Raw genomic sequence first — 22,638 nt, 5'->3', positions numbered from 1 at the left:
GGCCGCCCCCCCCCCCGCGCCCGCCCGCGCGGGGGGGGGGGCCCACGGCCCCGACGACGTCCACGGCGGGGTGCTCACCTGCTGGGACAACCTCGGCACCCAGCTGGTGAGCACGGACAAGTACACCTGGTCCCAGGGCCGCTGGGCCTGGCTCACCGCCCGGGTGGCGCTCGCCGCCCGGGCCGGGGTGCTGGACGTGGACGGCGAGCGGTACGCGGCGTGGAGCGTCTCGACCTCTCGTTTCGTCCGGGACCACGCGCTCCTGCCCGACGGGCGCCTCGCCTACCTCACCGACCGGGCCGGCCAGCCGCGTCCCGCCGAGCGGGGCGGGCTCGCCGCCAGCGTTTTCGCCGACCTCTTCGCCGCGCTCGGGTTTGCCGGCACCGCCCTCGTGGATCCCGACGGCGGATGGGGCGCCCTGGCCGACGACGTCCTGACCCGGTCGTCCGACCTCATCGCCGCCGGCGCCGCGCCCACCGAGCCCTACCCCGTGCCCGCCGGCCACGGTTCGCTCGCCCTGCCGATGATGCTGCTCGGCGTGGGCGAGCAGGTGCACCGGGTGACGGGGTCGGCCGCGTCCGCCGCCGTCGTCGCCCGCGCGGGTGAGGAGATTGCCGCCCGCCACGTGGCCGGCGACGACGTCGCCGAGATGCCCCCCACGGACCCCTCCCGCCAGGAGTTGCTCGTCTCCCGGCACCGCACGCCGGGCCACGCGCTGGAGCTGGTGTGGTTCGCGCTCCACGCCCGCGACCTCCTCGGCGGCACCGGGCTAGACGACGTCGGCACGCTCACCCGGTGCGCGCTGCGCGCCTGCGAGCACGGCTGGGACACGGAGCACGGCGGCCTGCTGCGGTACGTGGACGTCGACGGCGGGCCACCCCGCGGCGAGCGGCTTGACGACCCGTACGAGCAGCTCGTCACCGACACGTGGGACACCAAGCTGTGGTGGCCGCACGCCGAGGCGATGTACGCGCTGCGGCTGCTGGAGACGCTCACCGGGGACGCGGAAATCGCCAACTGGGCCGACCGGGTGGTCGACTACACCCTGGCGACGTTCCCGGAGGGGCCGGGCCGGGAGTGGACGCAGATCCGCACCCGGACCGGGGCGCCGCTGGAGAAGGTCGTCGCGCTGCCGGTCAAGGACCCGTTCCACGTGGCGCGCGCGCTGCTGCTCCTCGCGGAGCTGGAGGCCGGCTACCGGCCGGTGCCGACCGGCACCGCCGGCACGAAAGGAGAACGATGAGTCAGGACACGCTGCAGGTGGAGGTCTACCCCACCCGCGAGGCCATGGGGGCGGCTGCTGCCGCCGACGTCGCCGCCGAGCTCCGGCGCCGGCTGGACGGGGCCCCGGACGCCACCGTGCGGATGGTCTTCGCCGCCGCGCCGAGCCAGCAGGACATGCTCGACGGGCTGGTCGCGGAGCCGGGCATCGACTGGTCCCGGGTCACCGCGTTCCACATGGACGAGTACATCGGGCTCGATGCTGATGCTCCCCAGCGGTTCGGGCGGTGGCTGGACGCCGCGATCTTCGACCGGGTCCGCTTCGGTGCCGTCCACCGCATCGAGCCCGGGGATGACCCGGAGGCAGCGGCCCGCGCCTACGCCGAGCTGCTCGCCGCCGCGCCGATCGACATCGTGTGCCTGGGCATCGGGGAGAACGGGCACATCGCCTTCAACGACCCGCCGGACGCCGACCTGCAGGATCCCGAGCTGGTGCGTGTCGTCGAGCTCGACGAGCGGTCCCGGGTGCAGCAGGTCGAGGACGGCCTGTTCCCCGCCGTCGAGGCGGTGCCCACCCACGCGATCACGCTGACGATCCCGGCGCTGCTATCCGGGGAACGGCTCTTCTGCGTCGTCCCCGGCGAGCGCAAGCGCGAGGCGGTGCGCCGCACCCTCACCGAGCCGGTCGGCCCGCAGTGCCCCGCGACCGTCCTGCGCACCCACCCGGCGTGCACGCTCTACCTCGACGAGGAGGCGGCACCCGGCGACCTGGAGGAGCTCCCCGTGACCGACGTCGCCGCGCTGGGCGCCGCCTACCTCGACCGGGTGACCGGGCTGCTTGCCCGGATCCGGGACGAGGAGGCGCCCGCCGTCGCCGCGGCCGCGCGGGTGCTGGCGGACCAGATCGCTGCGGACCGGCTGGTGCACGTCTTCGGGCCGGGCGGGCACTCCAACCTGGCCGCGCAGGAGGTGTTCTTCCGCGCCGGCGGGCTGATGCACGTGGCAGCGATCCTCGACGAGGGCACGCTGCTGTCCAGCGGGGCGCTGCGCTCGATGGCGATGGAGCGCACGCCGGGGTACGGGCGGGTGGTCATCGAAGACCGGGGGCTGGGCGCGGACGACGTGCTCGTCCTGGTCAACGCCTACGGGATCAACGCCGCCCTCATCGACGCCGCGCTCACCGCGCGGGTGCGGGGCGTCACGCTCATCGGCGTCAGCTCCCACGAGCACGCGAACGGCACCGCGCCGGACCACCCCGCCCGCCACCCGAGCGGGCACAACCTGCACGAGCTGGTCGACGTCGCGATCGACTGCAAGGTCCCGATCGGGGACGCCGTCATGGCGATCGACGGCGCGGCGGAGAAGTCCGGGGCGGTGTCCACGTTCGCCAACGCCTATGTGCTCAACTGGCTCGTGCTCGCCACGATCGAGGAGCTCGTCGCGCGCGGTGAGGACCCGCCGATCTGGCGCAGCGGCAATGCGCCCGGCGGGGACGAGGCCAACGGCCGCTTCCTCGACCGCTTCCGCGGCCGGGTCCGGTCGCTATGACCACCTGGGAAGGCCGCGACCCGACGTCCGGCCGAGTCCTGCGCGTCTCCCCCTTCGCCGACAGCGGAGTTATTTCAGAGGTGCGCGCGAGCCGGTCCGCGGCGGCCGACCTCCCGTGGCTGGTCCCCGGCTACGTAGACCTGCAGGTGAACGGGTACGGCGGGTACGACGTCAACGGCCCGGACGTCACGCCCGAGACCATCGGCGACCTCGCCGACGCCCTCGCCCGCCGCGGGACGACGACGTTCGTGCCGACCGTGATCACCGGCTCCGAGGAGGCCATCACCGCCTCGCTACGGGCGGTGGCGCTTGCCCGGCGGTCCGACCCGCGGCTCGCGCGGGCGGTGCCCTTCGCGCACGTCGAGGGACCGTTCATCGCGGAGGAGGACGGGCCGCGCGGGGCGCACGACCTGAACCACGTGCGCCCGCCGTCGCTGGCTGAGCTGGACCGGTGGCAGGAGGCGAGTGACGGCGTCGTCGGGATGGTGACGATCTCCCCGCACCATCCCGGGGCGGCGGAGTTCACCGCGGGTGCGGTGGCGCGCGGCGTGCAGGTGGCCGTGGGACACACGTCGGCGACGGCGGAGGAGATTCGCGCCGTCGTCGACGCCGGGGCGACGCTCTCCACTCACCTCGGCAACGGCGCGCACGCCGTGCTGCCCCGCCATCCCAACTACATCTGGGCCCAGCTCGCCGACGACCGGCTGCGGGCCGGTTTCATCGCCGACGGTCACCACCTGCCGGCGGACACGCTCACCGCGATGCTGCGCGCGAAGGGGCTCGAGCGGTCCTTCCTCGTCTCGGACTCCGTCGCGCTGGCCGGGATGCCGGCCGGGACGTATGACACACCGGTGGGCGGCCAGGTGGAGCTCAGCGCGGACGGCCGGTTGGTCGTGGCCGGCACGCCGTACCTGGCCGGTGCAGTGCGGTGCCTGGCCGAGTGCGTCGCGGCCGCGTGGACGATGACGGGACTGCCGGTCGCCGACGTCGTCCGCTTGGCGACCGCGAATCCCGCCCGGGTGCTGGCGGAGCAGGCCGCGGCGCGCGCTGGCCGCTCCTCCTCGACCCGCGCGGTTGCCGTGCCGCCTGGGCGGATCACCCCTGGCGCCCCTGCCGACCTGCTCCTGCTCGACCCGGAGACGGCCGAGGTCCGCGAGGTGGTGCGCGGCGGCGAGGTGCTGGCGTGAGCGTGCTGGCGGGTGTGGCGGTCCGGGACGTCACGCCTGAGCCGGGGGCGCTGATGTCCGGGTTCGTCGCGCGCACGCGTCCTGCTGTCGGCGCGCACGACCGGCTGTCCGTGCGGGCTTTGGTTGTGGGCGACACCGCGGTGGTGACGGTCGACGTCGTGGGACTGCACGAGGACACCTGCCGGCGCATCCGGGAGCGGTGCTCGGGGGTGCGCGACGTCGTCGTCCACGCGACGCACACGCACGGCGGGCCGGTGAGCATGCCGGGGCGGCTCGGGGAACGGGTGGACTCTGCCTGGCTCGCGCGCGTGGAGGACGCGGCCGTGGAGGCGGTGCAGGAGGCGGCGACCGGGCGGGAGCCGGTGGCTCTTGCGGCCTTTGAGGCGCCGGATCCCGGCGTGGCCCGCAACCGGCGCCGGCCCGACGGGCCGGTGGACTCGAGCCTGCCCGTGGTCGTCCTGACGCGGGGCGACGGCACCGTGCTCGCCGTCCTGGTCTCGTACGCCTGCCACCCCGTGATCCTGGGGGCCGACAACCTCCTGCTCACCGCCGACTACCCCGGTGTGGTGCGGGATCACCTCGAGGCTGAGCTCGGTGGTGTGGCCCTGTTCCTCACCGGCTGCGCCGGGGACGCGAACACCGGCCACACGGCGGCGGCGTCGATCACCACTGCACCGTCCGCGGGCCGCACCTTCGAGGCGTGCGCGGAGGTCGGTGGGCGGATCGCCCGAGCCGTGCTGGACGGGCTGGCGCACGTGGGCGCTGCCACGACGGAGGCGGACGGCCCGCTCGGTAGCTGGCGTGCCGACGTCGCACTCCTCCTCGACGTCCCCACGCCAGAACTACTGCAGGCCGAGTCCGCCCGGTGGTCCGAAGCCGCCCGACTCACCGAGGACGACGCCCAACGCACCCTCTACAACACCTGGTCCCACTGGGCCACCACCCACCCCCGCTCCCGACAAGAGCCCGCCCCCCATCCAGAGCCAGCCCCCCAGCAAGACCCAGCCGCCCATCAAGACCCAGCCGCCCATCAAGACCCAGCCCCCTACCTCGCCGACAGCGGAGTTATTTCCCAACAACTCCGCTCTCGGCGAGAGGAGGGGCCGCGCGATGTCGCCGACCGGTGGGAGGGCAGCGTGACGCTGCTGCGGTGGGGGCCAGCGACCGTCGTCGGCCTGCCCGGCGAGCCGTTCGCCGCCACCGCGGAGGCGGTGCGCGCCGTCGTCGGGGACGGCGTGACGATCGTCGCCGGCTACTGCGACGGCTGCCCCGGCTACCTTCCGCCAGCCGAGGAGTACCCGTACGGCGGGTACGAGGTCGAGGACGCGCACCGGTACTACGGCATGCCCGGCCCGTTCGCGCGTGGGTCGGCGGAGCGGCTCGTCGCAGCCGTGGAGGAACTGGTCGCGGCGAGCGCCCGCCGCGTTTCGCGGCGGTGACGACCGCCGCCCGTCCCGGTCGTCCGTGCGCCTGGAGGACGGGCGCCACCCGACACCTTCGGCGGCGATGGCTCCAACCCCCCCCGCCTCGGCCAGCCCGGACAAGGACACCTTGTCCGGAGGGGTCAGTCTGATTCACCAGGAGGATCAAAGCTCAGTCTGATTCACCGGGTCGATCAAGTTGACCCCTCCGGACGAGGTCGCGGACCCGGCGGATCTCGGCGCGCGCCGTTGGGCAGCGGCGATGGTCGATCGTTGCTGGCCACTGGCTCCGGCGCGCCCCGTGCCGGGCACCGTCCCGATGTGTGGATTCAGGCTTAGTAGTCGTGCTCGCAGAGGTTGTCGCTCCACTCGGTCCTGACCGGAAGCCCGGAGAGGCATGACGGGTAGACGTGAGACTCGTACGGGTCGAGCGCCGGACGGACGTGGCGCACGGCCTCCTCCAGGCTCATTCCGGCCAGGCTGCCCTCCTCCAACATGTACATGCGCTCGAGCTCGGAGACCGTCTGCCCCCGCGCCTCCATGGCATCGACCAGGCTCAGCAGGTCCTCCTCGTAGATGTCGCGTTCCAGACCAGGATTCGCGGGCCACGGAACGGGGGCGAACTGCTCGATGACGCCCTCACCGAAGTCGTGCTCCACGACCTCCAGGTCGGAGGTGAAGCGCCAGTACTCGCCGGATGTGCTCAGGGGGGACCCTTGGGCGGCGTCGGCCTCTTGGGCGCCGACATAGGGCTCCCCCTCCGTCCACGGCTCGCTGATCTCGTCGAGGTACCGCTCTCGGGCCCACTGCTCGAGCTGCCCGTCGTCGGTCACGCGCCAGGCGAAGCGGTAGTCGAGCCCCAGATCACCCCACTTGTTGGAGGTGTCGCTGCACTCGTAGGCAGCCAGTCTCAGGGTCAGCTGGTCGGCGACGTAGGAGTAGATGCAGTTCCCGTGCAGCCCTCCCTCTCCGGGCAGGTCCATGCGCGAGACGTCGAGATAGGCGCCGGCGCGCGTCCCGTCGCTCCAGAAGAGCGGGTCCCCAAGGGGCGCGTACGTCGTTCCGACGAAGCTGGCGTCGAGTGAGCCCTCCGCCTGCGGCTCGATGTCCTTCGCAGGTGACCAGACGCGGGTGTCGACGACCTCCTCGCCGTTCCGCCAAATCTCCTCCACCGACACGCCGTCGTCTGCGACGAGCGTCGCCAGTGCCTCATGGTTCCCGAAGCGGTCGCTCACCGTCACGGTGGGGTGCCGCCAGTCGTACTCCTCGACAACCCTGCGGTTCTCCTCCAGACGCGCCTCCCGGTCGGCCACGACCGCGTGATGCATGAGCGGAGGCAGGACGTCGACATAGAAGCTGCCGGTGTTCCACCCGTCGTACATGGCCAGCTGGCTTGCTGCGGCCTGGGCACCGAAGCCGAAGTCCACCGCCGTGATCGCCTGGCACGCGCCGGGAAGAGCTCTCGCGAGCGCGCCGGGCAGGGCATCGACGAGCAGGTCGCCGCCCATCGCGAGGAGGTCGCATCCGGTCAGGCTCTTCAGGAAGCCCGGGAGGAAGGTGGGATCGGAGATGATCTCGCCGACTCGGTTGAGGAAGTGGGTGTCCTCCCAGAACTCCAAGTCGCCCACAGCCGACGAGGATCCCTGCTTCTGCAGCAGGCTCCGGTACAGGCCTGCCGCTCGCTCCGGGGTCATCTTGAGGCTGCTGAGTGCACAGTGCGCCGGCTCCCGCTTGAGCGCTTCGGGGTCGCTCCTCTTCGCCTCCACCTCTGGCTTCATCTTGGGGACACCGGAGACGAGGGAGATGGAGGGCTCGATGACCATGCTGTACACGTCCAGCATCCGCGCCACCTCCCGAGCCTCATCGACGTCCACCCCGTAGCTGTCGTTGCGCTCCGCCACCGGGTCGATCCCGCCGGACGCTGCACTCACAGCGACGACGGGGCGGCGGGCCTGGTCTGCGGTGATCTCGATGAGCTGCAGCCCGGGCTTGTCGGGGCTCAGGTCGTACAGGTAGTCAGCGCAGCCGTCGTTCCCGAACGCCTGGCACGCGAGCCACTCGGCCCCACCGCTCAACGACCCCCACAGCGTGCTGCTCTTGATGTTGCCGCGGTACACCTGCGGCTCAACAAGAGTGAGCACCTCCGCCTGGGTATCGCCGTCGTCGGCGAGGAAGAGGACGTTCCAGCCCCGGGCATGGCTATCCATCGTCAGCAGGACATTGTCGCCGCCTGTCCTGGTCGCCTCATTCACACAGAGGGTTCCGGTCAGCTCGCCGTCGTCACAGGGCTGAGCTTCCAGCCTTCGGTCCGAGGATGGATCGGATGACAGCCGGGGATTGACCTGGTGGTGGCTCGTGTCGGGCAGCTGCGACGTCGGGACGGGGGCGTTGACGCGCATCCCGCCGACGTCCGACGTCGGCTCGGGCGCGCCACCGTAGTCCGGAGGGGTCCAGCTGCCGTCTCCCCAGCCCTCGAGCATCTCGAGCGTTTGGTGCACCACCTCGAGCAGTGCCGCATCCGTGGAGGATTCGTCCTCATCCCTGACTGCGTCCTGCAGTGCATCGAGGGACGGCGCGTAGTGGATGACCTCCTGCGTGATGAGTGCGGAGACGGGATCGGTGGTGGCCAGACCCGGTGGGTCATCGCGAGGGAGACCGCGGTGCTCAGGTGGTCGAGCACCACGGGCTCGGCGCGCTCGAGCCCCGCGAATGAGGGAACGACGGCGGAGACTGCGTTTCCGTCGTTGTCGAAGGCGGAGATGATGCTGACCGCACCGTCCTTCGTCGGCGCGGTCGCCTCTCCGTCGGACATGTCGAGGACGACGCCGGCGGCGTAAAGGGATACAGGCGTGAAGCCAAGGTCGTCGCCGACGACGACGTCGGTGGGCGCGTCCTCGTACGCCTCCATGCCCTCGATCACCTGGACCTCGTCGGCAGGTTCCTCTTCGGGGCTTGAACACCCGGCCAGCAGGAGGGAGGTGATCGTCGCCGCCACCACGAGCACCTTGGGCCTCATCGGTATATCAAGCCTCTCAGTGCAAACGGTTGGCCTGGCCAACGAGCGAAGCGGCGCCTGCCTCATGGCGCACAGCACTCTTATCGGCGAGCTGCGGCAAGTTATTACCCGAACAACGCTCCATCTCAGTGCGTGGGCCCAGCCGAAAACCGAAGTGACGGCCATCACCTGTGCCGGGCCCGCGTCGGGCAATTCGGTGCGGCCGCATACGGCACGATGTGCTTATGCGGCTCTTCACAATGCAGGGTGTAGCCGCGGGCGAAAGCCGCCGGCTTCGAGCAGTGATCGGGCGATGTAGTTGGTGAGGTTGCGGAAGCCGAGGGCCGAGCCGCGCAGGTGCTCGAGGCGGCCGTTGATGGCCTCGGTGGGGCCGTTGGAGGTGCCGGGCCGGTCGAAGTAGGCCAGGACGTCGGCGGCGCGCCGCTTGAGGGTGCGGCCGAGCTTGCGCAGTTCGCTCAGTCCTGCGGGCATGCCGTGGCTGAGGGAGTCGATCAGCTGGCACATGAGCTGCTTGCCGCGTGATCTGTCAGGCTCGCGGTAGGCGGTGATCATGTGCTGGTAGACGCCCCAGGTCGCCTCGACCGCCACGTGCTCATCGCCGTCGAACAGGGCCTCCACCCGCTGGTTCTGCTTGTCGGTGAGCAACGCCGCGCCGGTGTGCAGCGTGCGCCGGGCGGCATACAGCGGGTCGCCCTTGCGGCCGCGGTGCCCGCGGGTCTCCTGCTGGACCCGGCGGCGGCACTCATCCAGCGCGTCGCCGGCCAAGCGGACTACGTGAAACGGGTCCATGACGGCGACCGCGTCGGGCAGTTCCTCGGCGGTGGCGGTCTTGAAGCCGGAGAACCCATCCATCGCCACCACCTCCAGACCCGCCCGCCAGGACTCGGGGCGGTCGGACAGCCACTGCTTGAACGCCGTCTTGGAGCGGCCCTCGACCATGTCCAGCAGCCGGGCCGGGCCGGTGCCCTCGCGCACCGGGGTGAGGTCGATGATGACGGCGACGTACTTGTCCCCGCGCCGGGTGTGACGCCACACGTGCTCATCCACACCCAACACCTTCACCCCGTCGAACCGGTGCGGATCATCGATCAGCACGCGACGCCCCTCGGCCAGGATCGCGGCGTTGGCCGTGTTCCACGACACCGCCAGAGACTCAGCGACGCGGGCCACGGTCAGGTGCTGAGACACGATCGCCACCGGCGCCCACCGCAGCGCCCCACGCGAGAGCTTCGCCCGAGGTTCGGCCGCTGCGATGGTGTCCTGGCGCCACACGTGCCCACACCCGGTGCACCGGTAACGGCGCACCGTGACCTCCAGCGTCGTGGGACGCCAACCCAGCGGCTCGTGCGCCAGACGCCGGACCACCGTGTCACGCGAGGCGCCCTCACACCCGCAGCGCCGGCACCAGCCGTCATCGGCCACGACCCGGCAGGCCAGCACCGCCCGATCCGGCTCCAGCCGCTGCCCGACGACTTCCAGTCCCAGGTCATCGAGGCGAGCGAACGTGGTCAAATCAGGGCGAGTGAAGGTAGCGTCAGGCACGTCGAGGTCTTCCCGGTGGGTTGCGTCAGAACTCCCATCATCGGAAGACCTCGACCCCTATCCCACGAGCGACGCGCCCACGACCTCTACACCCTCAACTGCGAAGAGCCGCTTTTCATGTACGCCACCTTAGTGTTCGGGTGCGCCATGGGGAGAACTACCCATGGCCGGGCCTTCCCCCGATCCTTACGGTGGAAGCATCGTTGACAGCGGGCTTGAGGGGACGTGCAGTGAGCGGATTCCAGGGTGCTGATACCCAGGCTTTGCAGCGCATGGGCTCGCTGCTCGAGGACCGCTCCTCTTCCCTGGAGGACATGACCGCCCGCCTGGGAGCACTGATCAACGCGGTCCCGTGGGCGGGCCCGGATGCCATGGCCCTGCGTGCCGATTGGTCCTTCCGCATCCGGCCCCGCCTGCTGGACTGCCAGATGCGTCTGCGCGAGGAGGGGCGTTCCCTCCGCGACCATGCCGAGGAACAGGACCGGGCGTCGGACCCGGCCGGTGACGTGGCAGACGGGGGCAGCGGGGCCGATGGTGGTCGATGGGCCGACAGTGGGCGCGGCAATGGCGGTGTGGGTGGACCGGACGGCCTGCTGCGCGCCGCCTCGACCCCGCAGATCACCCTGGCAGCCCTCAGCGTCCCGCTGGATGCTGCAGCGCAGGGGGTAGCCCGTGTCGCGGGCGCCATCGGGGACGCCCTCGGCACGGCCGCCGAATCGGCGGTGGAGGGCACCGGCCGGATGACCGGCGCCGTCGCTCAGCAGGTCAGCGACGCCATCGGCACGGACTCCCCGCTGGCCTTCGACGGCACCGGGCTGGTGCTGGAGCCGCCCCGCACCTCGGACACGATCACCGTGGACGCCGATCACGAGCTGGCACCGGGAAGCGCCGCGAAGCCCTTCGGCCTGGATGCGGACGGCGCCCCGATCGAGCTGGCCCCGAACACGAGGTACGAGGTGGGCGACCACGGCACGTACCACACCGACGGCGACGGCCGCGTGGTGTACGTCGAGGCCACCGGCGGCGGGGGCGCGATGAACCCCAACCTGCGCGAGGTGTTCCCAGATGCGAACTACCACGTCAACGAGAACGTCTTCTACAGCACCGATGAGCTGGGCCGCCTGGACCACATGTACGTGCCCGAGGTGGAGCTGCACCCGGACACCTCCCGCAGCCAGTCCATCCAGTCCAAGATCGCCGAGCGCTTCGACATGACCGCCGACGGCGACACCGAGAGCATCGAGTTCAACGCCGGGCACGCCCTGGCCCGCCAGTTCGGCGGGGTGCGCGAGGAGATCAACTACACCCGCCAGTGGGACGAGGTGAACCAGGCCCGCAGCGGAGTGGACGACAACATCTACGCCTACGAGAGCCTGATGGCCGACGGCATCGAGAAGCACGGCCACCAGTACTCCTATGAGACCCGCTTCAACTGGGGCGATGAGCAGCCACCCGGTGTGGGCCCCGACCAGGGCAGTGCACCCTGGGAGTACGTGCCCGAGAGCTACGACGTGCGCATCACGGAGAACGGCGACGTGATCGCCGATAACACCCTGCCCAACTACCCTGACGGTGCCACCTTCGACGACTGAGCCGAGCCCGTCGGCCACGTCGAACGGACCATGAGTCGATCGGAGACCGAGCCGGTCGCACCGCGAGTCGATCGCACCACGAAGCGAGAGGATCCCGATGACCCAGCCCCAGAACGACTCCTCCCCGATGGAGCGGCAGGGCGAGCTGCTGCAGGATCTCGCGCGCGTGATGCTGACCTCGGTGGACCTCACCGAGCAGTGGCAGCAGCTCACCGTCGCCTTCATCCCGGACGGCGAGGCATGGGCCGGCCGCATCGTGGTCACCGACGCGGACGGCTCCAGCAGCGGCGGCGACGCCCGCTTCGGAACCGATTCGCAGGTGAGCCTGCTGCTGGACGCACTGCAGCAGGCCGCCGCCGATCAGCGCCAGCCCTTCGTCTCCCTGCGCCTGGATGCCGAGCGCACCGGGGAGGACCGCAGCCGGATCGCCCTGGGCTCGAAGCTCAACTACGACACCGATCCGGGCAGCTTCGACGGCCTGGGCGGGGTGGACGAGCAGGTGGCCCGCCACATGGCCGAGCGCTTCGGTGACGACCGCCTGCCCGCATGGGTGCAGGAGAAGCTCCCTCGCCCGTGAGTGCGAGGTCCGCCCCAGCTCGCACGGTCGGCGGGCGGACAGCCATGGGGAGTCCTCCCCATGGCGCAGGTGACCGGCGGGTCCTACGGTGGGACACGTCGTCAGGGGCAGGACAGCGGAGAGATTCAGAGGGGGCAGGCAATGGCAGGGTTCCAGGGGGCGGACACCGAGGCCCTGCGCACGATGGCGCAGATGGTGGTCCGCCGCTCGGATCTGCTGGAGGACCTCTACGGCGGCCTCAAGGTGCTGGTCGAGGACGTCGAATGGGTGGGTGAGGACGCCGACCGCTTCCGTGGCCAGTGGGCCGGCGTCGTGCGCCCCGGCCTGGAGGACTGCTCCCTCGATCTGCGGCGTCGGGCCCGCCTGCTGATCCAGCACGCCGATGAGCAGGACGCGGCCTCCACGATCGACTTCTTCAGCGCCTCCCACGCGTTCCAGGCCGGTGTGGCCGCAGGCGCGGGTCTCGCCGCTGCCCTGGGCGGAGCCCTGGCCGGGGGTGCGGCCGGGGGCCTTGCCGCAGCGCTCTCCGGGGCGGCCCAGGCCCTTCGCGATGCCCTGCTGGGTGACGGCTCCACTCCCGAGCAGCGCGCGCTGGCTGCCCTGCTGGACTCCCCGATGGGCCGCCTCGGCCTGCTCGCCGGGCTGGTCGGAGGCATGATCGGCGGTCCCGTCGGCGCCATGATCGGGAACCTGCTGGCCGGTGCGATGCTCGCCGAGCAGCTGCTGAGCCTGCTGGGGGGCGGGCGTGAGATCGGCGGCATGCTCGGCCTGGAGCCGTTGGACGACATGATGGGCCATGCGGGCCTCGGTGCGGGCGCCCTCGCGGGCATCGGCACCGGGGCGGGCGCTGCCGGGGGTGTGGCTGCCGGTGCCGTGGGGACATCGATCGGCGAGGGCGACGCCGCTGGTGCCGACGGGGCTGCCGGTGGCGGTGAAGGATCCGGTGGCGGCGACTGCGCGGGTTCCGGTGGCGGCTCGGGAGCAGGGGACTCCGCGGGCGGCTCCGGCGGCGGGTCCGGTTCCGGCGGCGGGTCGGGCTCCGGCGGCGGCTCCGAGGCCGGGAGTGGCGGGGCGGATGCCGGTGCCGGTGCGGCCGGGGGCGCTGCCGATGCCGGTGCGGCCGGGGGCGCTGCCGATGCCGGTGCGGCGGTCGGCGCAGGGGCCTTCCTCCATCTCAGCTGGGCGGACGGTGCGGGAGCCTCCGCCGGCTCGATGGTCACCGATCGGATCGGTGCTGCCGTGGGATCGGTGGACGAGCCCGGTTCCCTGTGGGACCAGCTGATGGCCCTGCTGGGCTCCGCGTTCGACTCCGGGGCCGTGCCCGGCTCCCAGGCCGGGGAGGCCATCGGCACCGAGCACCTGGACCGCTGACGCGGGTGGATGACCCTCTCCCCGCGCACCGGTGCGGTTAGCCTGGGGCCAGGCCGCGCCCAGGTCGCGGCCCCCGCCGTGAGCACCACGGAGGGAACCCGACGCGGAGGCCCCCATGACACAGCCCAGCACGCCCGCCCACAGCCCCGTCCTCGTGTGGGTGATGGGAGCGGCCGGGGCGCCGGCCGACGGCTCCGAGCCCTTCCGCCTCGGGAAGGCCGACGAGCCGCAGCTGCTGGTGACGGACCTGGTGGCCACTCGCGGGGACGGCGTGTTCGAGACCATCGGCGTGTTCGACGGCACCCCCGTGAACCTGGACCCCCACCTGCGCCGACTGGCTCGCAGTGCCGAACTGGTGGAGCTGCCCGCCCTGGATCTCACGGTGCTGGCGCAGGCCGTGCAGGCGGCGATCGACGCCCATGCCCCCGTGCCCGAGCTGACGGTGCGGGTGATGGTCACCCGCGGCGTGGAGGGCTCTGGCACTCCCACCGCCTGGATACATGCCCGCACCGCCGAGGACTGGTCCCGCTGCCGTGAGGGCATCGCCGTGGTCACCCTGGACCGGGGGCTGTCCACCACCGTGCCTCGCACCAGCCCCTGGCTGCTGCCGGGCGCCAAGACCCTCAGCTACGCCGTCAACATGGCCGCCACCCGTGAGGCGGTGCGCCGCGGCGCCGACGACGTGCTGTTCGTGAGCACCGACGGCTACTGCCTGGAGGGTCCCACCTCCACTCTGCTCGTGCAGCACGGCGACACCTGGACCACCACCCCCGCCGACGCCGGAGTGCTGCCGGGCACCAGCATCGCCTCCGTGTTCGAGGTGCTGCGGGCCGAGGGAGCCACCGTGCGCGAGGAGCTGATGACCCCCGATCAGGTGGCCTCGGCCGACGCTGCCTGGCTGCTGTCCTCCAGTCGTCTGGCCGCGCCCATCGCCCGCCTCGATGACACCCGGCTCACCGTGGATGCCCATCGCACCGCCCAGCTGATCTCCGTGCTGAAGGGGCAGTACCCGGCCTCTCGCTGACAGTGCGGTGCCCGGGTTCTCGCTGACAGTGCGGTGCCCGGGTTCTCGCTGACAGGCCTGCGCCCGGGCTCGGCTCCACCCTCGCCCATGTCGAGCGGCGATGCCCCTGGGGGAGGGGGTCGGGCTCAGGTGGAGGCCAGCAGCTCGCGCGCCAGGTCCACGTCCACCACGGCGGTGTCGATGGTGCCGCTGCGCAGCACCCCGGCCACGCCCGGGGCCTTCTCCGCGCCTGCGGCCACCCCCACCACCTCGGGGATGCGCAGCAGCTCGGAGAACGTCACCGCGAGCACCCGCTGGTCCGTCGGCGCCCCCACCGGGACCCCGTGGGCGTCCACGAACCTGCCGCACACGTCCCCCACGGGCTCCTGCGCGAGGAACGCGGCATGCTCCTGCTCGCTCAGCCCCATCTGCTCCACGATGTGCGGGGAGGAGTGCATGCCCATGGAGCCCATGCCCACCAGTGCCAGCTCCACCTGCGCGGCGGCCTCCAGCACCGAGGCGATGCTCGACTCGCGCCGCAGCGTGCTCACCGTGGTGGCCGCCTCCAGCACCGCCGGCGCGTAGAGCATCTCGGCGCGAGCACCGAACCGGGAGGCCATCACCCGCAGCACCGACTCGCCGGACTCGAACTGGTCCAGCGTGGAGTGCCCGCCCACCAGCGGCAGCACCCGCGGCGCCGGCCGCAGGCGCACCGGCTCCAGCTGCTCGACCACCCGCTGGACCGTCTGTCCCCAGGACAGACCGATCGAGCGCACCTGGGCGGCCCGCTCCGTGATCAGGGCCGACGCCTGCCTGGCCACGGCCTCCAGGCCCGGGGTGCGAGGGGCGGAGACCACGTGGGCCTCACGCAGCGAGTACCGGGCGCGCAGCGCCGCCTCGACCGCGGGATGATGGCGCGGGGGGCCGTCCGGATCGTGGATGGAGATCTCCACGATGCCGCGCTCCCGTGCCTGGGTGAGGATCCGAGAGACGTTCGAGCGGGACAGCCCCAGCTCCTGCGCCACCTCCGTCTGCGAACGGCCCTGCTCGTAGTAGAGCCGCGCGGCGCGCACGACCAGTGCGGTGTCGCGGGGTGCCGGCATCGGTGCTCCTTCGGGCGAACGGGACTCCAGTATCCCCGTCGGCCCCGCGAGGGTGCCAGAATCGTGACACCGACCCGGGAGGCCCCATGACCGATCATCAGCGCCCCAGCGAGAACGCGGATCCGCTGGAGGCCGTGCCCATCCGTGCCGTGCTGCACGCAGTCCCGGGCGAGGACGCGAAGGAGGTCCTCGGGACCATCGCCCGCCACCTGCTGGCCGAGGGCCTGGTGGAGGAGAGCTTCCCGGCAGCGCTGTGGGAGCGCGAGCAGCGCTTCCCCACCGGGCTGCCCACCCGGATCCCCACCGCGATTCCGCACTCCGATGCCGAGCACGTGCGCGTGCGCTGCCTGGCGGTCGCCACCCTGGCCCGGCCCGTGCGTTTCGGCGAGATGGGCGGCCGCGCCGCGGACACCGTCGAGACGCAGCTGCTGGTGCTCCCGCTGGTCACGGATCCCGAGGCGATGGTGCCGGCGCTGCAGCGGATGATGGGCATGCTCACCGACGAGCAGGCCGTCGCGGCGCTGCTCGGCGCAGCCGACGAGGCCGAGCTGCTGCGCCTGGCCGAGCAGCACCTGACCGGACACCCCATCGCATGACGGGCTCCGCCGCGGGAGCACCGGCTCCTCGTCCCGCGCCTGGTTCCGGGCCACGTTCCGGGCCAGGCTCCGCCGCCGGCTCCGGCCCCCGGGTGGCCGTCAAGGCGCTCATCGTGCGGGACGGGCACGTGCTGATGAACCGTGTGGTCACCCCGGACGGAACCGTGCTGCACGGCCCGCCCGGCGGCGGGCAGGAGCACGGCGAGGACCAGGTCGCCGCCCTGGTCCGCGAGTGCCGCGAGGAGATCGGCGCGGAGGTCGAGGTGCACCAGGTCGCCTGCGTGTACGAGGTGCAGTCCGTGAGCCGACTGCGCGACGGTGTGCCCATCCCTCCGTTCCACCAGGTCAACGTGGCCTACTGGTGCGGTCTGGCCGACGGTCAGGAGCCGGGTCCGGGCAGCGACCCGGATCCCGGGCAGGATGGCACGGACTGGCTGCCCATCGGGCACCTCGCCGAGCATGAGGTGCACCCGCCGGGGCTCGCGCAGTGGCTGGAGGCGGACCCGAGCAGCAGGCCCATCGGCCTGGGGGTGCTGCCGCTGTGACCACCGGCGCGGGGCGTGCTCGGTAGTGTGGTGAGTCCCCGGTGCACGTGCCGACCCGATCGACGAGCCCGTCCCCGCTAAGGAGCATCATGACCGCGCAGCCCACCATCGAGTTCCACGACGGCCGCTCCATCCCCCAGCTCGGCTATGGGGTGTGGCAGGTCTCCGACGACACCGCCACCGACGTGGTGCTGAAGGCGATCGAGGCCGGCTACCGCCACATCGACACCGCCCGCGGCTACGAGAACGAGGCCGGCGTGGGCCGTGCCCTGGCCCGCACCGAGGTGGACCGGGAGGACCTGTTCATCACCTCCAAGGTCCCCAACCAGGACCAGGGGCGCGAGCAGACGCTGCGCTCCTTCGACGCCACCATGGCCGACCTGGGCCTGGAGGAGCTGGACCTCTACCTCATCCACTGGCCGGCCCCCGCCAGGGGCGAGGCGCTGAACACGTGGAAGGCACTGGTGGAGCTGAAGGAGCAGGGCCGCATCCGCTCCATCGGTGTCTCCAACTTCCGGGTGGAGGACCTCGAGCAGCTGGAGCAGGAGACCGGCGTGGTCCCCGTGCTGAACCAGATCGAGCTGCACCCCTACTTCGCCCAGCTCGAGCTGCGCGAGTACCACGCCTCCAAGAGCATCGCCACCGAGTCCTGGTCGCCGCTGGGCCAGGGCGGCGGTGAGCTGGAGGACCCGGTGATCACCGGCATCGCCGAGGCCCACGGCGCCGAGGTGGGCCAGGTGATGCTGGCCTGGAACCTCGCCCAGGGCAACGTGGTGATCTCCAAGTCCGAGACCCCCGAGCGGATCGTCTCGAACTTCGCCTCCCTCCAGCTGGAGCTCACCCCCGAGGAGGTCGCTGCGATCAACGCCCTGGACAAGGGCGAGCAGGGCCGCCGCGGCGGCCCCCCCGCGGAGTTCTCCGGCCACCAGGGGGCCTGAGGCTCGCGGCCGCGCAGGACCCGCACGGGCGCGGGAGGGCGCCCCATCTGCCGGACGGCGGCCGGGGCGCCCGAGGCTCACTCCAGGGTGTCGCCGGTGATGGCGTCGACCGCCCGGATCAGCCCCAGGTTGACATGGCTGATCCCAGTGAGCGAGCGGCAGCGGGTGGTGCGCTTCCGGTACCGGGTGGTGCGCTTCCGGTACCGGGTGGTGCGCTTCCAGTTCGTGGAACGTACCCACCCGTAACCCCGGGAGTGGGGCCGGGGACGACGCTCAGGGGCGACCGGGGTCGGCTAACGCGGCCGTGCCCCTAGCCGATGTGTCCGTGTCCCTGACCGTCGTGTCCTTCGTCGTCGCGCCCCCCACCGTCGCGCCCCCCACCGGCGTGCGCCCAACCGTCGCGCCCCTCGCCGTGGCCCACAGGTGCGGGCTCGTCGTCGAGCCTACGCGCCGGGTCCGGACGTGGGGCCTGCCTCCGATCGATGCCGTTCGGTGTCCTGACCGTCCCGGAGGTCCCGACTCCCCGTTGGTACGATGTGATCCCCACCTCATCGACGAGGCGCGCCCGAGCCCCCTCACCGGCGCCCCGTGGATGCGGAACGACCACGAGGAGCCCCCATGAGAAGACTCAGCAGGCGAAGTGCGCTGGTCGGATCGGGTGCCGCGCTCACCGCGGCCCTGGCTTCCTGCGCCCCGCCGAACCCCGGCACCGTCAACGCTGAACCCACCATCCCGCCTGCCGATGGGCCCGTCACCGTCACCTACTGGGCGTGGCTGAAGGACCTGCAGAAGGTCGCCGACGTCTTCAACCAGAGCCAGGACCGCATCCGGGTGGAGGCCGTGTGGATCCCCGGCGGCAACGCCGGTGGGTACGCCAAGATCCTCTCCGCCGTCGCCGCCGGCGGTGGGCCGGACATCGCCCAGGTGGAGCTACGCTCCCTGCCGGAGTTCGCCCTCGCCGGGGCCCTGGTGGACCTCACCCGCTACGGCATCCAGGAGAACGAGGACGCCTACGATCCCGGCGCCTACGCGCAGGCGCAGGTGGGGGAGTCCGTGTGGGGCGTCCCGCAGGACACCGGACCCATGGCCACCTACTACAACCGGGAGGTGCTCGAGGGGGAGCTGGGCCTCCAGCCCCCGGGCACCTGGGACGAGTTCCGCGAGGTCGCCGGCGCCGTCAAGGACGCCGGCAAGCAGTTCCTCACCCTCGATCCCACCGACGGCTCCTACCTGGTGGGCTGGATGATGCAGTCCGGTGCCAACTGGTTCCGCCCCGAGGGGGACGGCTGGATCGTGGACATGGTGGGCGAACCCTCGATGCGGGTGGCCGAGTACTGGGACGGGATCCTCGCCGACAGCCTGGTGGGCACCGGCTACGGCGCTTTCTCCACCCCCTGGATGGCCGCCGCCGGCGAGGGGAACGTGGTCGGCGCCATCTGCGGATCCTGGGGCGACGCCCTGATCCAGGCGGTGCCGGGCGCGGAGGGGAAGTGGGCGGCCGCAGCCATGCCCACCTGGGAGGACGGCTACGCCTCCGGCGCCCACGGCGGCTCCTCCGCCGCGATCCTGTCCACCAGCCGGCACCCCGCCGAGGCGCTCGAGTTCTGCACCTGGATGTGCACCGACCCGGCCGGGATCGACGCCATGATCGAGTTCTGCGGCATCGGCTGGTCCCCGGCCGCGGACTACATCGGCGAGGCCCGTCAGCAGCCCTCCGAGTTCTTCTCCGGGCAGAACTACAACGAGGAGGTGATCGTCCCGATGGCCGAGGGGCAGAACCTCGAATGGACCTGGGCGCCGCTGATGCAGCGCGTCATGGACATCATCGGCAACGGCATGACCGCGGCCATCAACGGAGAGCGGCCCCTGGTGGACCTGCTGGGCGACGCCCAGACCGAGATCGTCGAGATCATGCAGGGCAACGGACTGAACGCGGAGGAGGCACGATGAGGACCAAGACCGCACCCTGGATCCTGATGGCACCGTTCCTGGTGCTGTTCATCGCCACCATGATCGTCCCAGTGATCATGGCGGTGGGCTACAGCTTCACCCGCGTGCAGCGCAGCGGCCTGCTGGGCGAGGACGGCACGGAGAGCACCTTCGCCGGGTTCTCCAACTACGCAGCGGCGCTGTCCAACCAGAACTTCATCGAATCCATCGGCCGCATGATGCTGTTCGGGATCGTGCAGGTGACGGTGATGATCGTGGCCGCCACCATCCTGGCGCTGCTGCTGGAGAGCGCCGCCGCCAAGTGGCCGGGCCTGTTCCGCTCCGCGTACTTCCTGCCCTACGGGATCCCAGGCGTGATCGCCACGATCCTGTGGTCGTTCCTGTACATCCCGGGCCTCAGCCCCATCGTGGACGTGCTGGGCTGGATGGGCATCGAGATCGACTTCCTGGGGCCGAACGTGGTGCTGTGGTCCATCGCCAACATCGTGACCTGGACGTACACCGGCTACAACATGCTGATCATCATCGCGCAGCTGAAGGCGATCCCCGGTGAGCTGTACGAGGCGGCCCGCATCGACGGTGCCGGCGCGATGAAGATCGTGACCTCGATCCAGGTGCCGCTGATCCGGCCGGCACTGATGCTCACGATCATCTTCTCGATCATCGGCACCCTGCAGCTGTTCGCGGAGCCGCGCCTGCTGCAGACCATGAGCTCGGGCATCACCACCGAGTACACGCCGAACATGAGCGCCTACGCGTACGCGTTCCAGTACAACGAGATCGGGATGGCAGCCGCCCAGGCCGTGATCATCGCGGTCTCCGCCTTCGTCCTGTCGGCCATCGCCCTGGGGGTCTCCTCGTGGGCGGAGAGGAAGCGATGAGCGCCACCGACGCCTCCAAGAACGCGCTGGCCGCCGGCAAGGCGACCGGCACCCTCGAGACCGACCGCCCAGGCTCTGGTGCCGCCGGTGCAGGCACGCCCAGGCGCCGCGCCGGTGGGGCCGGCAAGCGCGGGGCCGACGAGCGCTCCGGGGCCCGCGCGGCGGGTCGCAGCCCCGCCACCACGATCATCGTCACCGCGGTGCTGACGATCGTGGCGATCTACTTCCTGGTGCCGGTGTACTGGGTGGTCGTCAACGCCACCAAGACCACCGAGGACCTGTTCGGCACCAGCGGATTCTGGTTCGGCAACGAGTTCCGCCTGGTGGAGAACATCAGCGCGGTGCTCTCCGCCAACGGCGGCATCTTCCCGCGCTGGGCGCTGAACTCCCTGCTGTACTCCGGGGTGGGCTCACTGCTGGCCACGTACTTCGCGGTCGCCGCCGGGTACGCCCTGGCCAAGTACAGCTTTCCGGGCCGGAAGTTCGTGTACGCCTTCGTGCTGGGAGGGGTGCTGGTGCCCGGCACCGCCACCGCGCTGCCGCTGTTCTTCCTGTTCGCCAGCATCGGGCTGACCAATACCTACTGGTCGGTTCTGATCCCCTCCCTGGTTAGCCCCTTCGGTCTGTTCCTGGCCGCCATCTACGCGGGCGCCGCGGTGCCGGACTCCATGCTGGAGGCCGGCCGGCTCGACGGCGTGAGCGAGATCGGGCTGTTCCACCGGCTGGCGCTGCCGCAGCTCACCCCGGCCGTGGTCACCATCCTGCTGTTCCAGTTCGTGGCGATCTGGAACAACTACTTCCTGCCGCTGGTGATGCTGGCCGACGAGCGCCTCTACCCGATCACCCTGGGTCTGGACAGTTGGAGGGCGCAGACGGACCGCTTGCCGGAGTTCTTCCAGCTCACCACCGGTGGTGCCCTGCTGTCGGTGATCCCGCTGGCGATCCTGATCCTGGTGCTGCAGCGCTTCTGGCGCGGCGGTCTCACTGAGGGCTCGGTCAAGGGCTGAGAGCCTGCGGCGCCGATCCGCCAAGGCCGTCACCCCGTGCCGGGCGGCGGAAGATGCTCAGGAACACCACGCCGAAGAGGCCGAACAGCAGGCCCATGCCAACGGTTATTACCGTGACCAGCCATTGATCCCAGAAACCGGCCAGTCGGGCACTGCCCACGTCGTCGGGGAAGTACTGGACGGTGACGTCCCGGCCTATCGCCCTGGGGTGGGTGCTGGAGACGTCGCCCACGATGGTGTGCGTCTCGCCGTCGACGTCCGTCCACTGGACCACTTCCTTCCAGGCATCGCGCGTCCTGGAGCGGCCGTCGTCGTCCTCACTGCGGATGGGGGAGTACACGTGCTCGATGACGGTGCCGGTGGCCGTCTCGGCATCCCGGTAGCGCAGATTGTTCAGCGCGAAGCCCGCCGCGACCGCGAACAGGATCACGGCCACACCCATGAAGACCCAGGGGATCCAACGCGGCGGCCCCATGGGCATCGAGATTTTCCTCGACATCCTCATAGATTCGCACGACACCGGGCTCGTCGCCGGGAGTAGGTCCAAGAGGCCGGGAGTTGAGCAGAGAGGCCGGTGCACCACCAGACGCACCGAACGTGACCTGCTTGCGACCTGGCCAGGGCGGCGCTCGGTCCGCGCCCAGATGGAGCAGGTGCTCGGCGGCAGCATGGACGAACTGGCCGAGGCGGCAGACGGCGTTGGAGCGGACGCTGGTCTCGGAGCAGTGCTGGAGGGCCCGCAGGGACCGGACGTGGTCGACCTGAGCCTCCCTGCCTTCGACATCGAATGGCAGACCTCCCTGGCCGCGCTGCTGCAGGGCCTGGGGATGGAGCTGGCCTTCACCGACGGGGCCGACTTCTCGGGGATCACCACGCAGGAGCAGCTGCTGATCAGCGGCGTGGTGCACAAGGCCGTGATCACCGTGGACGCGGAGGGCATGGAGGCTGCGGCTGCCACAGCCGTGGGGATGGAGGAGGCCGCAGCGCCGGAGGATCCCAAGGAGCTGGTGCTCGACTCCCCGTTCCTGTTCTTCGCCTACGAGACCTCGACGATGGCACCACTGGTGCTGGGTTGGATCGGCGATCCTACGCAGACCAGGTGAGAACGGGGCATCCCGGCGACTGATCGGACTTCCCGCA

General features: G+C 71.3%; 20 protein-coding genes. 15 read left to right on the top strand and 5 right to left on the bottom strand.

Annotated features, from left to right (window positions below):
• The 4 genes from M3B01_RS05510 to M3B01_RS05495 form a co-directional block, all read left to right on the top strand.
• Nucleotides 1-1,243 (top strand): AGE family epimerase/isomerase (locus M3B01_RS05510; protein ID WP_259790086.1); only part of this gene is annotated, 1,243 nt, incomplete at its 5' end.
• Nucleotides 1,240-2,769, top strand: coding sequence for a sugar isomerase domain-containing protein (locus M3B01_RS05505; protein WP_259790084.1), 1,530 nt, complete (start codon nt 1,240-1,242; stop codon nt 2,767-2,769). The genes M3B01_RS05510 and M3B01_RS05505, both read left to right, overlap by 4 nt.
• The gene (locus M3B01_RS05500) at nt 2,766-3,956 is read left to right on the top strand and encodes an N-acetylglucosamine-6-phosphate deacetylase (protein ID WP_259790082.1); all 1,191 of its coding nucleotides are present in this window, start codon (nt 2,766-2,768) and stop codon (nt 3,954-3,956) included. The genes M3B01_RS05505 and M3B01_RS05500 overlap by 4 nt, the downstream gene beginning before the upstream one ends.
• A complete protein-coding gene (locus M3B01_RS05495; protein WP_259790080.1) occupies nt 3,953-5,395 on the top strand; it encodes a hypothetical protein in 1,443 nt (480 codons plus the stop codon). The genes M3B01_RS05500 and M3B01_RS05495 overlap by 4 nt, the downstream gene beginning before the upstream one ends.
• 317 nt (nt 5,396-5,712) lie before the next feature.
• Here M3B01_RS05495 and M3B01_RS05490 read toward each other — a convergent pair whose 3' ends face one another.
• From M3B01_RS05490 to M3B01_RS05480, 3 genes are all read right to left on the bottom strand, one after another.
• Nucleotides 5,713-7,584: a hypothetical protein gene (locus tag M3B01_RS05490; RefSeq protein ID WP_259790078.1), complete on the bottom strand. Its 1,872-nt coding sequence runs from the start codon at nt 7,582-7,584 to the stop codon at nt 5,713-5,715.
• Between the two features lie 59 nt (nt 7,585-7,643).
• Nucleotides 7,644-8,393, bottom strand: coding sequence for a hypothetical protein (locus tag M3B01_RS05485; RefSeq protein ID WP_259790076.1), 750 nt, complete (start codon nt 8,391-8,393; stop codon nt 7,644-7,646).
• Nucleotides 8,394-8,627: 234 nt separating this feature from the next.
• Complete coding sequence (locus M3B01_RS05480; RefSeq protein ID WP_259790074.1) at nt 8,628-9,935, bottom strand: ISL3 family transposase; 1,308 nt, start codon at nt 9,933-9,935, stop codon at nt 8,628-8,630.
• Between the two features lie 230 nt (nt 9,936-10,165).
• On the opposite strand from M3B01_RS05480, the gene M3B01_RS05475 reads away from it, so the two are divergent.
• From M3B01_RS05475 to M3B01_RS05460, 4 genes are all read left to right on the top strand, one after another.
• Nucleotides 10,166-11,527, top strand: coding sequence for a DNA/RNA non-specific endonuclease (locus tag M3B01_RS05475; protein WP_259790072.1), 1,362 nt, complete (start codon nt 10,166-10,168; stop codon nt 11,525-11,527).
• 97 nt (nt 11,528-11,624) lie between these two features.
• Nucleotides 11,625-12,104: a hypothetical protein gene (locus M3B01_RS05470; RefSeq protein WP_259790070.1), complete on the top strand. Its 480-nt coding sequence runs from the start codon at nt 11,625-11,627 to the stop codon at nt 12,102-12,104.
• A 141-nt stretch (nt 12,105-12,245) separates the two neighbouring features.
• A complete protein-coding gene (locus tag M3B01_RS05465; RefSeq protein WP_259790069.1) occupies nt 12,246-13,475 on the top strand; it encodes a hypothetical protein in 1,230 nt (409 codons plus the stop codon).
• A 115-nt stretch (nt 13,476-13,590) separates the two neighbouring features.
• Complete coding sequence (locus M3B01_RS05460) at nt 13,591-14,499, top strand: aminotransferase class IV (protein WP_259790068.1); 909 nt, start codon at nt 13,591-13,593, stop codon at nt 14,497-14,499.
• A gap of 125 nt (nt 14,500-14,624) precedes the next feature.
• Here M3B01_RS05460 and M3B01_RS05455 read toward each other — a convergent pair whose 3' ends face one another.
• Nucleotides 14,625-15,581 carry a sugar-binding transcriptional regulator gene (locus tag M3B01_RS05455; RefSeq protein WP_259790066.1) on the bottom strand — a complete coding sequence of 319 codons (957 nt, stop codon included), beginning with the start codon at nt 15,579-15,581 and terminating at the stop codon, nt 14,625-14,627.
• 86 nt (nt 15,582-15,667) lie between these two features.
• On the opposite strand from M3B01_RS05455, the gene M3B01_RS05450 reads away from it, so the two are divergent.
• The 6 genes from M3B01_RS05450 (at nt 15,668) to M3B01_RS05425 (ending at nt 21,498) form a co-directional block, all read left to right on the top strand.
• On the top strand, nt 15,668-16,177 hold the full coding sequence (locus tag M3B01_RS05450) for a PTS sugar transporter subunit IIA (RefSeq protein WP_259790064.1): 510 nt from the start codon (nt 15,668-15,670) through the stop codon (nt 16,175-16,177).
• The gene (locus tag M3B01_RS05445) at nt 16,174-16,722 is read left to right on the top strand and encodes an NUDIX domain-containing protein (protein WP_193865639.1); all 549 of its coding nucleotides are present in this window, start codon (nt 16,174-16,176) and stop codon (nt 16,720-16,722) included. Before M3B01_RS05450 ends, M3B01_RS05445 begins: the two co-directional genes overlap by 4 nt.
• An 89-nt stretch (nt 16,723-16,811) precedes the next feature.
• Nucleotides 16,812-17,660, top strand: a complete 849-nt coding sequence (locus M3B01_RS05440) for an aldo/keto reductase (protein WP_259790062.1) — start codon at nt 16,812-16,814, stop codon at nt 17,658-17,660.
• A gap of 618 nt (nt 17,661-18,278) precedes the next feature.
• Nucleotides 18,279-19,610 (top strand): ABC transporter substrate-binding protein, encoded by a 1,332-nt coding sequence (locus M3B01_RS05435; RefSeq protein ID WP_259790061.1) that lies wholly within the window; start codon nt 18,279-18,281, stop codon nt 19,608-19,610.
• Nucleotides 19,607-20,491, top strand: a complete 885-nt coding sequence (locus M3B01_RS05430; RefSeq protein ID WP_259790058.1) for a carbohydrate ABC transporter permease — start codon at nt 19,607-19,609, stop codon at nt 20,489-20,491. Before M3B01_RS05435 ends, M3B01_RS05430 begins: the two co-directional genes overlap by 4 nt.
• Nucleotides 20,488-21,498: a carbohydrate ABC transporter permease gene (locus M3B01_RS05425; protein ID WP_259790056.1), complete on the top strand. Its 1,011-nt coding sequence runs from the start codon at nt 20,488-20,490 to the stop codon at nt 21,496-21,498. Before M3B01_RS05430 ends, M3B01_RS05425 begins: the two co-directional genes overlap by 4 nt.
• Here the strand turns inward: M3B01_RS05425 and M3B01_RS05420 are convergent.
• Complete coding sequence (locus M3B01_RS05420) at nt 21,488-21,979, bottom strand: DUF3592 domain-containing protein (RefSeq protein ID WP_259790054.1); 492 nt, start codon at nt 21,977-21,979, stop codon at nt 21,488-21,490. The genes M3B01_RS05425 and M3B01_RS05420 overlap by 11 nt on opposite strands.
• Nucleotides 21,980-22,151: 172 nt before the next feature.
• Between M3B01_RS05420 and M3B01_RS05415 the strand changes: the two genes are divergently transcribed.
• Entirely contained in the window at nt 22,152-22,601 is a 450-nt protein-coding gene (locus tag M3B01_RS05415) for a serpin family protein (protein ID WP_259790052.1), read from the top strand.
• Nucleotides 22,602-22,638 lie beyond the last annotated feature (37 nt).

This window comes from Brachybacterium sp. p3-SID957 (genome assembly GCF_025144775.1).
GTDB lineage: Bacteria > Actinomycetota > Actinomycetes > Actinomycetales > Dermabacteraceae > Brachybacterium > Brachybacterium epidermidis.
The sequence above is the reverse complement of the archived record's forward strand: the minus strand, read 5'-3'. Positions and strand labels throughout refer to the sequence as shown.

Excerpts from the sequence above, each read along its gene's own strand:
- M3B01_RS05450 (WP_259790064.1), top strand. The coding sequence starts at position 15,668 with ATGACCGATCATCAGCGCCCCAGCGAGAACGCGGATCCGCTGGAGGCC.
- M3B01_RS05440 (WP_259790062.1), top strand. The coding sequence starts at position 16,812 with ATGACCGCGCAGCCCACCATCGAGTTCCACGACGGCCGCTCCATCCCC.
- M3B01_RS05470 (WP_259790070.1), top strand. The coding sequence starts at position 11,625 with ATGACCCAGCCCCAGAACGACTCCTCCCCGATGGAGCGGCAGGGCGAG.
- M3B01_RS05465 (WP_259790069.1), top strand. The coding sequence starts at position 12,246 with ATGGCAGGGTTCCAGGGGGCGGACACCGAGGCCCTGCGCACGATGGCG.
- M3B01_RS05460 (WP_259790068.1), top strand. The coding sequence starts at position 13,591 with ATGACACAGCCCAGCACGCCCGCCCACAGCCCCGTCCTCGTGTGGGTG.
- M3B01_RS05490 (WP_259790078.1), bottom strand. The coding sequence starts at position 7,584 with ATGGATAGCCATGCCCGGGGCTGGAACGTCCTCTTCCTCGCCGACGAC.
- M3B01_RS05420 (WP_259790054.1), bottom strand. The coding sequence starts at position 21,979 with ATGCCCATGGGGCCGCCGCGTTGGATCCCCTGGGTCTTCATGGGTGTG.
- M3B01_RS05485 (WP_259790076.1), bottom strand. The coding sequence starts at position 8,393 with ATGAGGCCCAAGGTGCTCGTGGTGGCGGCGACGATCACCTCCCTCCTG.
- M3B01_RS05435 (WP_259790061.1), top strand. The coding sequence starts at position 18,279 with ATGAGAAGACTCAGCAGGCGAAGTGCGCTGGTCGGATCGGGTGCCGCG.
- M3B01_RS05455 (WP_259790066.1), bottom strand. The coding sequence starts at position 15,581 with ATGCCGGCACCCCGCGACACCGCACTGGTCGTGCGCGCCGCGCGGCTC.
- M3B01_RS05445 (WP_193865639.1), top strand. The coding sequence starts at position 16,174 with ATGACGGGCTCCGCCGCGGGAGCACCGGCTCCTCGTCCCGCGCCTGGT.
- M3B01_RS05425 (WP_259790056.1), top strand. The coding sequence starts at position 20,488 with ATGAGCGCCACCGACGCCTCCAAGAACGCGCTGGCCGCCGGCAAGGCG.
- M3B01_RS05430 (WP_259790058.1), top strand. The coding sequence starts at position 19,607 with ATGAGGACCAAGACCGCACCCTGGATCCTGATGGCACCGTTCCTGGTG.
- M3B01_RS05505 (WP_259790084.1), top strand. The coding sequence starts at position 1,240 with ATGAGTCAGGACACGCTGCAGGTGGAGGTCTACCCCACCCGCGAGGCC.
- M3B01_RS05500 (WP_259790082.1), top strand. The coding sequence starts at position 2,766 with ATGACCACCTGGGAAGGCCGCGACCCGACGTCCGGCCGAGTCCTGCGC.